Origin of the sequence: Nocardia aurantiaca (assembly GCF_009708175.1) — a bacterium.
GTDB classification, from domain to species: domain Bacteria; phylum Actinomycetota; class Actinomycetes; order Mycobacteriales; family Mycobacteriaceae; genus Nocardia; species Nocardia aurantiaca.
The window spans coordinates 105,256-117,016 of the sequence record NZ_WMBB01000016.1; the positions used below are offsets into that span (position 1 = coordinate 105,256).

Sequence of the window (11,761 nt, forward strand, 5' to 3'; positions counted from 1 at the left end):
CCTTTCGAGTTCCGGCGATCAAGCCAGGCATTCGACGACGGTGCGCAGCGCGCGCAGGTCCCCTTGGACGACGAGGGTGGTGGTGAGGGTGTCCTGACGGGCCCGCAGATCATCGCGGATCTTGGCGGGTGGACCGACGAGAGCGATCTCTTCGACCATCGCGGTGGGGATCGCCGCGGCGGCCTCGTTCTTGTGACCGTCCAGATACAGCGATTGGACCTTGTGCGCGATGTCTTCGTAACCCATCCGCGCCATCACATCGAAGTGGAAGTTCTTGCCCTTGGCGCCCATCCCGCCGACGTAGAGGGCCAGAAACTCGCGCACCGGGTCCGCCGCCGCCTCGACGTCGTCGTCCACGACCACCGGGACGGGGTTGATGACCTCGAACTCCGCGGCGGGTCGGCGAGCGCTGCGTCGCGCGAACCCCTCCTCGAGAGCGGCCCGGTAGAAGGGCTCGTTGCGCGGTCCGAGCAGCATCGCGATCCACCCGTCGGCGATTTCGGCGGCGAGCGCGACATTCTTGGGTCCCTCGGCCGCCAGCAACACCGGCAGATCGGGGCGCAACGGGTGCGCGATGCTTTTGAGCGCCTTGCCAAGTCCCGTGCCGCCGGGCAGGGGGTGCTGATAGAACTCGCCCGCGTACCGCAGCGGCTGCTCGCGGGCGATCACCGCGCGCACGATGTCGACGTACTCGCGGGTGCGCGCCAGTGGCCGCTCGTAGGGCTGGCCGTACCAGCCCTCGACCACCTGCGGTCCGGATGCGCCCAGGCCCAAGGCGAACCTGCCGCCGGACAGGTGGTCGAGAGTCATCGCGGCCATAGCGGTGGCGGTGGGTGTGCGCGCGGCCATCTGCACGATCGAGGTCCCCAGGCGGAGTCGACTGGAGGTGGCCCCGAACCATGCCAGCGGTGTCAGGCAATCGAATCCGTAGGCTTCCGGCACCCAAATGGACTCCACGCCCATCGCTTCGATCTCGGCGATGGTCGCAGGGGTGATGAGTGCCGGATCGGGGATCGAGAACCCGATGTTCATGTCGACTCGCTTCTTGTTCATTTCGCCCACGGTGGCGCGGTCTTGCGCAGGAAGGCGTGCATGCCCGCGCGTGCTTCCTCCCCGGTGAAGAGTTGCGTCGACAGCGTCACCATCTCCGGGCCGTAGGCGTCGAGGTCGGCGCGCAGCGCGCGGTTCAGCAGCCGTTTGGTCGCGGCCACCGCTCTGGGCGCTGTCCGGCGGAAGCCTGCGAGCATCTCCGCGAGGCGCGTGTCGACATCGGATTCCGGTACGGCCTCGGTGATGAGCCCGATCCGGACGGCCTCGTCGGCATCGAAGCGCGCGGCCGACAGGAAATAGCGGGCTGCGGCGCGGGCATCGATCTTGGCCAGCAACGGAATCGAGATGATCGCCGGCGCCACCCCGATCGCGACCTCCGCGAAGGCGAAGTCGACGTGATCGGCGACCAGCGCGACGTCGGCGGCGGCGACCAGTCCGGTTCCGCCCGCCCGCACGGGCCCCCGCAGCACCGCGATGACGGGCTGCGGGGCGTCGATGATCTGGTGGAACAGGCCCAGCGCGGCCCGGGTCCCGGTCGAGGCGTCACCGTTGGATGATTCGGACAGGTCGGCGCCCGAGCAGAACACGGTACCGGTGTGCGTGAGCACCACGAACCGGGTCGTGTCGTCGCCGGTGGCTGTCGCCAAGTGAGCGGACAGCTCCTCGGTGAGCTGACGACTCAACGCGTTTCGATTGTGCGGCGAGTCCAAAGTGATCGTGGCTACGCCTTTTTCGATACTCAGATGGACGAGCTCGGTCATGACTCATCCGTCCTCTCGGCGACGATGGCGAGGATGGCGCCGGCGTCGACCTGCTGGCCCACCACCACCTTGATCTCGGCGATGCCGTCGTCGGAGGCGGAGATGGTGTGGTGCATCTTCATCGCTTCCAGCGTGATGAGCGGATCGCCGTTGCTGACGGCATCGCCATCGGCGGCGTGCAGCGCGGTGACGGTGCCGGGCATCGGCGCGAGCAGGGTGCCCGCGGCGTGCTGTTCGGCCGGATCGGGGAATCGGTTGATGCGCTCGAGCGTCACCGCACCGGCAGAGCAGTCCACGCAGACCCGGTCGGGGTAGGTCGCCACCGTGAAAGTGGTTCGCAGACCGTCGACTTCGAGAGTGACCAGCGCGGGGCCGAAATCGACGACCCGTAGCCTGTCGAATCCCTCGAGCTGTATGCCGCCACGGGTCCACTGGTACTCGATGGCGATGGTGGTCGCGCCGACGGCATATTCCTTGCGCTGGGGGACCGCGGGCACATTGCGCCACGCTGATGGCAACCCGGCCAGATCCGCGACCTTCGTGCGGTTGACCGCGGCGTCGGAGAGCGCGGCGGCTGCGGCGCACAGGCGCTGCACCTCGGGCGTGGCCAGTGGGCTCGCGAGTGTCTCCAGGCCGTGGCGGCCGAAGAAGGAGGTGTCGAAATCACCTGCGCGGAACTCCTCGTGGTGCAGCAGCCGCACCAGCAGGTCCCGGTTGGTGGTGACACCGTGCAGGTGGGCTTCCCCCAGAGCTCCGGCCAGCCTCGCGATGGCTTCACCGCGATTGGGCGCCCAGGTGATCACCTTGGCCAGCATGGCGTCGTAATGGGTGCTGACGGTGTCGCCGCTGCGATACCCGGCATCGACGCGCAGTCCGTAACGCTGCGGACGGTCGAAACACGCAGCGGGGCTAGGGAATTCGAAACGGTGGAGATGGCCGGCGGTGGGCTGCCAGTCGTGCGCGGGATCCTCGGCATACAGCCGGGCCTCGATCGAGTGGCCGTCGAACGGCGGTGGGCCGTCCTGGGGGAGGGGCTCGCCGAGGGCGATCCGCAGCTGCCAGGCCACCAGATCCAGTCCGGTGACGCATTCGGTGACCGGATGCTCCACCTGCAGGCGGGTGTTCATCTCGAGGAAGTAGAACCGGCCCGCCTCGGTGGCCAGGAATTCCACGGTGCCCGCGCCGACGTAGCCGACCGCTTCGGCCGCGGCTACCGCTGCGCCGCAGAGCCTTTCGCGCATCTCGGGGTCGACCATCGGCGACGGCGTCTCCTCGATGATCTTCTGGTGGCGGCGTTGGATGGAACACTCCCGCTCGCCCAGCGCCCAGGTGGTGCCGTGCTCGTCGGCGAGGATCTGCACCTCGATGTGGCGACCGCGCTCCAGATACGGCTCGCAGAACACAGTGGGGTCGCCGAACGCGGAGGCGGCCTCGGAACTGGCTGCGGCCACCGTGTCGGGCAGCTCGGCCAGCGAGCGGGCGACCCGCATGCCGCGCCCGCCGCCGCCCGCGGATGCCTTGACGAGCACCGGCAGTTGGTCGTCGGTGACCGCGGCGGGCTCGAGTTCGGTCAGCACGGGAACCCCGGCGTCGTCCATGAGCTTCTTGGAGCGGATCTTCGAGCCCATCGTCTCGATCGCCGCTGGCGGCGGACCGACCCAGGTCAGCCCGGCATCGATCACCGCCTGCGCGAATTCGGCGTTCTCGGAGAGGAATCCGTATCCGGGATGGATGGCGTCGGCGTCGGTGCGCCGAGCGGCTTCGATGAGAAGGTCGGCGCGCAGATAGGTCTCGGCCGGCGTGTTGCCGGGAAGCCATACGGCGGTATCGGCCTGTTCCACATGCGCGGCGGCGGCGTCGGCGTCGGAGAACACCGCGACGGTCGAGATGCCGAGGTCGCGGCAGGTCCGGAAGATCCGGCAGGCGATCTCGCCCCGGTTGGCGACCAGAAGTCGGCGAATCATATTTTCACTACCTCACATTCGGAACACGCCGAAGCCGTCTTTGACGCCGGCGACGGGGGCGTTGTGGGCTACCGACAGGCACAGTCCGAGGACGGTGCGGGTGTCGCGGGGGTCGATGATGCCGTCGTCGAACAGGCGCGCGGACAGGAACGGGGCCAGCGATTCGCGCTCGATCTGTTCCTCGATGTTCTTGCGCATCGCAGCATCCGCGGCCTCGTCGAACTCCAAGCCCTTGGCGGCGGCGGCCTGACGCGCCACGATGGACAGCACCCCGGCGAGTTGTTCACCGCCCATCACCGCGGACTTGGAATTGGGCCAGTTGAACAGGAAGCGCGGATCGTAGGAGCGCCCGCACATGCCGTAGGTGCCCGCGCCGTAGGACGAGCCCATGTTGATGGTGATGTGGGGGACGCGGCTGTTGGAGACGGCGTTGATCATCATCGCCCCGTGCTTGATGATGCCGTCGCGCTCGTATTCCGCGCCGACCATGAATCCGGTGGTGTTCTGCAGGAACAGCAGCGGGGTGTCGGTCTGGTTGCACAGCTGGATGAACTGGGATCCCTTGTGTGCTTCCTGGCTGAACAGGATGCCGCGGGCGTTGGCCAGGATCCCGATCGGATAGCCGTGTACAGACGCCCAACCGGTGACCAGGCTGCTGCCGTAGAGGGGCTTGAACTCGTCGAACCGGGACCCGTCGACGATGCGGGCGATCACGTCCTTCGGGTCGAACGGCCGCTTGAGATCGGTCGGGATCAGCCCCAGCAGCTCCTCGGGATCGTGCAGCGGCTCCTCGGCCGGGCGCGACGGTCCCGGACCGGCCTTGCGCCAGTTGAGATTCGCTATGATCTGGCGACCGCGACGGATGGCGTCGATCTCGTCGTTGGCCAGGTAGTCGGCCAAACCGGAATAGCGGGCGTGCATTTCGGCGCCGCCGAGGGTCTCGTCGTCGGACTCCTCTCCGGTCGCCATCTTCACCAGTGGAGGCCCGGCCAGGAACACCTTGGCGCGTTCCTTGACCATCACCACGTAGTCGCTCATACCGGGCACGTAGGCACCACCGGCGGTGGCGTTGCCGAACACCAACGAGATCACCGGACGATGCGCGGCCGAAGCCCGCGTCATGTTACGGAACGTGGCACCGGCGGGGGTGAAGATATCGGCCTGGGTGGGCAGATCAGCACCGCCGGACTCGACGAGATTGATTGTCGGCAGCCCGTTCTCGGCGGCGATCTGCTGCAGCCGAAGACCCTTCTTCAGCGTGTAGGGGTTCTGGGTGCCGCCCTTGATGCTCGGCTCATGCGACATGATCGCGCATTCGACGCCCTCGACGATGCCGATGCCGGTGACCATGCTCGCACCGACGTGGAACTGTGTGCCCCACGCCGCCAACGGCGACAACTCCAGGAACGGGGTATCCGGATCCAGCAGCAACTGGATCCGCTCCCTGGGCAGCAGCTTGCCCCGATCACGGTGGCGCTTCACGTAACTCGGGCCGCCGCCGTCGATGGTCTTGGCGTGCTCGGCGTCGATCTCGGCGATCTTGTCCAGCATCGCCGCGCGCAGTGACGCATAGTCGTCGGAATTGGTGTCAATGGTGCTGCGTAGTACCGTCATTGGAATCCCAATCGTCTGGCCGGCAGGCCGGTCATGAATGTGTGCTCTCGCCGATTCGGATCGGTCGGGCTATCGGCTTCACGCGAACTGCCCCGGTGTGCGTCCGGCTCCGGGCGGGCCCGCGAAGGCTTGGGCGATGTTCAGCCACTCGTCGGCGATCGGACCCTCGGCGACCAGCGCGAGGTCTTCGCGGTGGCGGCGCTGGGTCGCCAACAGGCAGAAGTCCAGCGCCGGACCGGTCACCCTGTTGAGCGCGTCCGGCTCGCCCCAGCTCCAGATGTCCCCGTCGGGTCCCTTCAGCTCGACGCGCACCGGACTCTCGGGCGGATACTTGTCGTTGGCGGTGAACGCGTAAGGCATTGCGCGCACACCGATGTGAGCGACATGGCGCAGACGCGCGGTCGGTGTCCGCACGACACCCAAGGCATCGGCGACATCCTGGCCGTGCGCCCAGGTCTCCATCAAGCGCGCCGTCGTCATCGATGCCGGGCTCATCGACGGACCCAGCCACGGCAACTTCGATTCCGGTGCCACCGCGGCCAGCGCCGCGGCCAAACGCTCGCGGCCCGCGCGCCAGCGCGCCAGCAGCATCGCCGGAGCTTGGCGCGCCCCGAATTCGGTGCCCGCGTTGACGAATTCGTCGACACCCGCGCCGGCCAACCCTCTGCCCAGCTCCGACCGGAACTTGTCGGCGTCGGTCGCGGCCAGTGCCGCGAAGTCGTCCGCCCATGCCAGGTGTGCGATCTGGTGCGCGATCGTCCAGCCTTCGGCCGGTGTCGCGGTCCGCCACCCGGACGGATCGAGCCCGGCGACCAGATTATCGAGGTCCGCGCTCTCCGCGGCCAGGTCACGCAACACAGCTATCAGATCGGCCATCTCCGCCTCCGAGTTAAATTAATGAGCGCTAATATACATAGTGATAGTATGCCCGGCAATACCCTCACGACCCAGGAGAGCCATGGCAGCCACTCGACCGCGACTACGTCCGGATTCGCCGCTGCGCGGACCAGGACGCCCCAAGGCGGCAGACGGTCTCGACACTCGTGAGGTCCTGTTGCGGGTCGGGCTGCGGCTCTTCGCGACGAAGGGCTTCGCGGGCGTCTCGGTGAACGAGATCGCCGAGGCCGCAAAGGTTTCCGCGCCGGTGATCTACCAGCGCTTCGGGAGCAAGGCGGGCCTGTTCGTGGCCGTCGCCGAGGACGTGTACGCGCGCGGACTGGGGCACCTGGAGTCGAGCATGGCGGGCGTCGAAAGGTTCGACGAGGCGATCGACCTTGTGTTGCAAGGGTTCGCCGAGCTCTATCGGATGGACCGTGAGCTGACCGCCATGGTGCTGACCGTGCTCGTGGAGGTGAGTCGCGACGACGTGCTGGCCGACGAGCTACAGCCGACGCTGCGTACGTTCCGGGCGTTCTTCGACGGCATTGCCGCGCTGGCCCCGCCCACGATCGCATCGGACGCGCGTTCCCGGCGCGACCTGTCCCGCGCCCTGGTCGCCATGTGCAGTGGTCTGACCAGCGCAGCCGTCATGACCACCAACGCCGCCGATTACGAGAGCATGGTGGAGATCATGCGGACCATCATCACGGTGCGTACACGTGAGGTGACCGGTGTCCAGGATCTGTCGGCGACCGAGAATTGCCAAGCGGCTCAGTATGAATGATCCGGGCGCTCATCCCGCTGTTTTCGGGGTCGGCGGGGCGAGCGCCCGGACGCTCAGCCGATGCGATCCGATGCGGCGGTCGAAATCGCGCCGTAGGTGAGCCGTGCTATCTTCTCGACGAGTTCGGCACGGCTGACCTGGAGATCGCCGGAGAGGTAGGCGATGCAGAGCTGGACGAGCCCGCCGGCGATGAAGAGCGCGCTGGTGCGGTCGACACCGATGTCCGCGGCATTCACGTCGCTGGTTATCGCGGTGGTGACGATATAGACGAGCTGCTGCAATTCTTGGCGCACGCGTGGACTGCCCGCGGAGACCGCGACGATGAGGTCGGCCTTTCGCGGGTCATCCACGAGTGCGCCCAGGACCGTATCCAGACCTTGCCGCAAGCGGTCGAGTATCTCTTCCGCGGATGCCGTTCTCGGGTCGGGCAGCTGTTTCGCGTGCAGGGCGGCCATACCGGTCTCGAGCAGCTCGGTCACGACCTCGCGCAACGCCTCGACCAGCAGATCGTCGATGCTGGTGAAGCTTTCGTAGAAGTATCGGCTGGACAGCTTCGCCTGCGCGGTGACGCTGCGGACGCCGAGTGCGGGCAGGCCACCGGTGTGGGCGAGGGTCAACGCGGCGTCGATCAGCGCTTCCTTACGGCGTTGGCGTCGCTCATCGGGAGTCTCGCCGAGAAAGTTTCGTGATTCGACCATGTCTTCCAGCTTTCCATGGGTGGGGTGCGGCCGCGCCGAGGGTGCCCGCATTTGATGGGGCGCCGTGGCCTGTCCGGTAACGGCGGACGCGTGCTGTCGCCTGTTTGCCAGAGCTTCGCGTCGATGAACTCCGAGGTCGGGCTGTTGTCGTCTCGGGGAGGTGTGCCGATCCTGCCTCGTTGCTGGGCGTTCGTCGCCGACTGATGTTGACAACGATAGTCTCCTACTATGTAGGATACTGTCGTATTCAACATTGGAGGAGTGCAATGACGCACACACCCGCGATCGATGAACGGCCGTCGCGCATACGGTGCTCCGACGCATCGTCCTCCCGTGTCAGCGGCCGGAGGATGATCTCCGCTCAGGCGATCGGCCCGGGGCGGCATTGGATTCGGATCGGTCGCCGCCCCTGCGATGACCTGGTCCCGAGCCGGGAAGGGGGATCGCGATGAGATCCCGTGCATCACGACGGTCGCGTACATTGCGAGCGGTGGCGGCGGCGACGATTCAACCGATCGCGGCCGCGGCGCCTGTCGAAGAGCGCACGCTGCCGGTTGCTCGCCGAATTGTCGACCAGGTCATGTGTTCGGTGGCTCCGGTGCTCGACGGCACGACGGTCGAACGTATCCGCGACGGGGTGGACGGGGAGCTCGTGTGTGCCGAGCTGGTGCGTGCCGCCAACGTCGGTGATCCTTCGGCGGCAATCTTGTACGTGCACGGCGGCGGTTTCGTGGCCGGTTCGGCCCGCGGTTATCGCGGGTTCGCGTCTCGTCTGTCGATGGCGACGCGGTTGCCGGTGCTCGTCGTCGACTACAGGCTGGCCCCCGAATATCCGAGCCCGGCGGCGCAAATGGATGTCGTGGCTGCCCACCAGTGGTTGCTGAACCGGGGGTACGACCCCGACCGCGTCATCATCTCGGGCGATTCGGCCGGAGGATTTCTCGCGACCGACTTCGCTCTCACGAACGCGCGAATCGGCGCGCTGGCTCCGCTGGGGATGGTCTTGTTCTCCCCGATGGCGGATCTGAGGCTCGGGCTGGCGAGTGCCGCACAGCGACGCAGCCGGGACGCATTTCTGTCTCATGCCTTGTCGGCGAAAGCGATTCGCCACTTCACCGCTCACCCCGCCGAGTTGCGCATCGAGCCCGGCCTGGCGCTGCCGCCGACGCTGATCCAATACGGCGGCGCCGAGTTCTTCGCGCCTGACGCGGTGGCGCTGGCCGAGCGGCTGCACGCCGCCGGTGCCTACTGCGAGCTGCAGGAGTGGCCGGATCAGACACATGTATTCCAGATGATGCCGGCACTGGTGCCCGAGGCGCGGTTCGCCTTCGGCGCGGTAGGCCGGTTCACCGACGCGGTTCTGGCCTCTGCCGAGGCGTCCGCAAGCTGACATCGAAGCCGCTATCACGTTGGGAAGCAACGATTCCCGAGTTCGTGGTAGCGGAGCTAACGAAGGATGGAGCAAGAGAATGACCAGTGCGGACGCAAGTGCTCGCCAGCGGGCCGAAGGATTGCCCGAGCGGGTGCGAGTGCTGGTGATCGGCGCGGGGTTCGGGGGGCTCGGCGCGGCGATCAAGCTGCGGGAGAACGGGATCACCGATTTCGTCGTGCTCGCCCGTGAATCGGACGTCGGCGGCACCTGGCAGGTCAATACCTATCCCGGCGCGCAGGTCGATGTCCCGTCGCTGCTGTATTCGTATTCGTTCGCGCCGAATCCGTATTGGACCCGACTGTATCCGCTGCAAGCCGAAATCCAAGCGTATCTGCGCCGGACCGCTGAGCGATTCGGGGTGCTGCCCCACATCCGCTTCGGATGCGAGATCGAGCAGTGCGTCTGGGACGAGGACGCTCAGCACTGGATCGTGCGGACCGATGCCGGGGTCGTGCACGCGCAGTTCGTGATCGCAGGATTCGGTCCGTTCAGCGCCCCATCGATTCCGAAATTCCCTGGTATCGAGACTTTCACCGGGACCGCATTCCATTCCGCCCATTGGGATCACGGCCACGATCTGACCGGCCGCCGAGTCGCGGTGATCGGCACCGGAGCATCGGCCGTTCAGTTCGTCCCGCAAATCCAGCCCCGAGTGGAGCACCTGTCCGTTTTTCAGCGCACTCCGATCTGGGTCATGCCGCATCCGGACCGCCCCACCAATCCGGTGACGCGCGGGCTGTGGCGACGCGTCCCGGGGGCGCAGCGAAGTGCCCGGCAAGCGTTGGCGGTGCTGTTCGAATCGCTGGTGCCGCCATTCACGAAGCATCCGGATCTGCTTGTGGGACTGGAGAAATCGGCACGATGGAACATTCAGCGCAGCATCGAGGACCCGCGTCTGCGGGAGGCGTTGACACCGCGGTACCGGCTCGGCTGTAAGCGGCCGACCTTCTCCAACACCTACTACCCGGCCTTGGCCGCGGCGAACGCGGAGGTGGTCACCTCGGGCATAGAGCGCATCGACGCCACCGGGATCATCACCAAGGACGGTGAACACCATCCTGTCGATACGATCATCTACGGCACCGGATTCCGGATCAACGACCACCCGATCGCGGAGCGGCTCATCGGCCGCAACGGCGTGAGCATGGCGCAGCTGTGGGCCGAAGATCCCAAAGCTTATCTGGGCACGACGGTGAGCGGGTTGCCGAATATGTTCATCGTTCTCGGTCCCAACTCCGCTCCCTATACCTCGGCGGTGGTGACGATCGAGGCGCAACTGGCGTACATCATCGATGCACTGCGAACGGCCGAAAAAGCTGGTATCAGCAGCATCGACGTCCAGCCGGGGGTCCAGCGGGAATTCAATGATCGACTCGATCGACAATTGAGCAGATCGGTGTGGGCCACCGGCGGGTGCGACAGCTACTACATCGGTCAGGGCGGCCGCATCGTCGCGTTCTGGCCCGGCTTCGCAGCGCAGTTCGCGCACCGGACTCGAAAGCTGAATCTCGACGACTACCAAGTGGTTTCGCGCCCAGCGGCGATGACCACCGGGGCGTCGCAGTGAGCGCGTCCGCATCGACCAGTTCCCAGGAGCTCGCATGATCTCGTTCCCGCCTCGCTCGAATGGCTTCGCGCTGAGCGGAAAGTCGGCCCTCGTCACCGGTGCGGCGCAGGGCATCGGCCTGGAAGTGGCACGCCTGCTGCACCAACGCGGCGCATCGGTGGTGCTGGTGGACATCGACGCCGAGAAGACACGGGCGGCGGCCGAATCGGTCGGCTCCCGCGCACTGGGTGTGGCCGCAGACGTGCGTGATCGCGCGGCATTGCGCGCGGCGGTCGACCACGGGCTGGACCGATTCGGCGGATTGGATGTCGTGGTCGCGAACGCCGGTGTCGCTCCGGCCCCGGCGACCATCCGGACGATGGACGACGCGGATTTCGACCGCGTGCTCGGCATCAATCTGACCGGGGTCTACAACACCGTCCGCGCCGGCATCGCACCGATCGTCGCCAGCAAGGGGCACATCGTCGTGGTGTCGTCGGCCGCGGCCTTCTCGCCAGGAGCGGGCGGCTCTCCATACATGATCAGCAAGGCCGGTGTCGAACAGCTCGGGCGTGCGTTGCGCATCGAATTGGCGCTGCACGGCGCCACGGCGCAGATCGCCTACTTCGGTGTGGTGCAGACCGCCATGACGCACGACACCCTCGACGCTGACGAACTCGGACGCGGCCTGGACGCGAAACTGCCGTGGCCGCTCAACCGCCGGATCACTCCGCAAAAGGCCGCGCGCTCGCTCGTCGACGGCATCGTCTCCCGGGCTCCGGCGACGATCGCCCCCGCCGGCTGGCAGCAGTACGGATGGTTACGGGGAGCCGTCAACCCCCTTTTGGACTCACAGCTGTTGCGCGACCGGGGCCTACAGCGGCTGTTGCGTGACCTGGAGAAGCGCGGCGAACAGTAGGCCACGGCCGAAGTTACTGAACTGTGTGCGAAACAAGCTGTGCACATGACGCATTCATCTCAGCGGGGGTGACGGGTCGCTGCGTGCCACCTGAGCTTTCCGCTCACACTGACA

The 11,761-nt window shown here is 66.7% G+C and carries 10 protein-coding genes; 4 read left to right on the forward strand and 6 right to left on the reverse strand.

Annotated elements, in window-relative coordinates:
- Window positions 1-18 precede the first annotated feature (18 nt).
- The 5 genes from GLP40_RS28870 to GLP40_RS28890 all read right to left on the reverse strand — a co-directional run bounded on the left by GLP40_RS28870 (window position 19) and on the right by GLP40_RS28890 (window position 6,265).
- Complete coding sequence (locus GLP40_RS28870; protein ID WP_230330033.1) at window positions 19-1,053, reverse strand: LLM class F420-dependent oxidoreductase; 1,035 nt, start codon at window positions 1,051-1,053, stop codon at window positions 19-21.
- Complete coding sequence (locus GLP40_RS28875) at window positions 1,050-1,811, reverse strand: enoyl-CoA hydratase-related protein (protein ID WP_154791173.1); 762 nt, start codon at window positions 1,809-1,811, stop codon at window positions 1,050-1,052. Before GLP40_RS28875 ends, GLP40_RS28870 begins: the two co-directional genes overlap by 4 nt.
- Window positions 1,808-3,775 (reverse strand): acetyl/propionyl/methylcrotonyl-CoA carboxylase subunit alpha, encoded by a 1,968-nt coding sequence (locus GLP40_RS28880; RefSeq protein ID WP_154791174.1) that lies wholly within the window; start codon window positions 3,773-3,775, stop codon window positions 1,808-1,810. The genes GLP40_RS28875 and GLP40_RS28880 overlap by 4 nt, the downstream gene beginning before the upstream one ends.
- Window positions 3,776-3,787: 12 nt before the next feature.
- Window positions 3,788-5,389: an acyl-CoA carboxylase subunit beta gene (locus tag GLP40_RS28885; protein ID WP_154791175.1), complete on the reverse strand. Its 1,602-nt coding sequence runs from the start codon at window positions 5,387-5,389 to the stop codon at window positions 3,788-3,790.
- A gap of 78 nt (window positions 5,390-5,467) precedes the next feature.
- On the reverse strand, window positions 5,468-6,265 hold the full coding sequence (locus tag GLP40_RS28890; protein WP_154791176.1) for a TIGR03084 family metal-binding protein: 798 nt from the start codon (window positions 6,263-6,265) through the stop codon (window positions 5,468-5,470).
- Between the two features lie 82 nt (window positions 6,266-6,347).
- On the opposite strand from GLP40_RS28890, the gene GLP40_RS28895 reads away from it, so the two are divergent.
- Complete coding sequence (locus GLP40_RS28895; protein ID WP_154791177.1) at window positions 6,348-7,052, forward strand: TetR/AcrR family transcriptional regulator; 705 nt, start codon at window positions 6,348-6,350, stop codon at window positions 7,050-7,052.
- Between the two features lie 53 nt (window positions 7,053-7,105).
- Here GLP40_RS28895 and GLP40_RS28900 read toward each other — a convergent pair whose 3' ends face one another.
- On the reverse strand, window positions 7,106-7,750 hold the full coding sequence (locus GLP40_RS28900; RefSeq protein ID WP_196054831.1) for a TetR/AcrR family transcriptional regulator: 645 nt from the start codon (window positions 7,748-7,750) through the stop codon (window positions 7,106-7,108).
- 490 nt (window positions 7,751-8,240) lie between these two features.
- On the opposite strand from GLP40_RS28900, the gene GLP40_RS28905 reads away from it, so the two are divergent.
- The 3 genes from GLP40_RS28905 to GLP40_RS28915 all read left to right on the forward strand — a co-directional run bounded on the left by GLP40_RS28905 (window position 8,241) and on the right by GLP40_RS28915 (window position 11,647).
- Window positions 8,241-9,140 (forward strand): alpha/beta hydrolase, encoded by a 900-nt coding sequence (locus GLP40_RS28905; protein ID WP_196054832.1) that lies wholly within the window; start codon window positions 8,241-8,243, stop codon window positions 9,138-9,140.
- Between the two features lie 79 nt (window positions 9,141-9,219).
- Window positions 9,220-10,749: a flavin-containing monooxygenase gene (locus tag GLP40_RS28910; RefSeq protein WP_154791180.1), complete on the forward strand. Its 1,530-nt coding sequence runs from the start codon at window positions 9,220-9,222 to the stop codon at window positions 10,747-10,749.
- Window positions 10,750-10,783: 34 nt separating this feature from the next.
- Window positions 10,784-11,647: an SDR family oxidoreductase gene (locus tag GLP40_RS28915; protein WP_154791181.1), complete on the forward strand. Its 864-nt coding sequence runs from the start codon at window positions 10,784-10,786 to the stop codon at window positions 11,645-11,647.
- Window positions 11,648-11,761 lie beyond the last annotated feature (114 nt).

Coding starts and splice junctions, on each gene's coding strand:
- GLP40_RS28870 (WP_230330033.1), bottom strand. CDS start 1,053: ATGAACAAGAAGCGAGTCGACATGAACATCGGGTTCTCGATCCCCGAT.
- GLP40_RS28890 (WP_154791176.1), bottom strand. CDS start 6,265: ATGGCCGATCTGATAGCTGTGTTGCGTGACCTGGCCGCGGAGAGCGCG.
- GLP40_RS28875 (WP_154791173.1), bottom strand. CDS start 1,811: ATGACCGAGCTCGTCCATCTGAGTATCGAAAAAGGCGTAGCCACGATC.
- GLP40_RS28880 (WP_154791174.1), bottom strand. CDS start 3,775: ATGATTCGCCGACTTCTGGTCGCCAACCGGGGCGAGATCGCCTGCCGG.
- GLP40_RS28895 (WP_154791177.1), top strand. CDS start 6,348: ATGGCAGCCACTCGACCGCGACTACGTCCGGATTCGCCGCTGCGCGGA.
- GLP40_RS28885 (WP_154791175.1), bottom strand. CDS start 5,389: ATGACGGTACTACGCAGCACCATTGACACCAATTCCGACGACTATGCG.
- GLP40_RS28900 (WP_196054831.1), bottom strand. CDS start 7,750: ATGGTCGAATCACGAAACTTTCTCGGCGAGACTCCCGATGAGCGACGC.
- GLP40_RS28910 (WP_154791180.1), top strand. CDS start 9,220: ATGACCAGTGCGGACGCAAGTGCTCGCCAGCGGGCCGAAGGATTGCCC.
- GLP40_RS28915 (WP_154791181.1), top strand. CDS start 10,784: ATGATCTCGTTCCCGCCTCGCTCGAATGGCTTCGCGCTGAGCGGAAAG.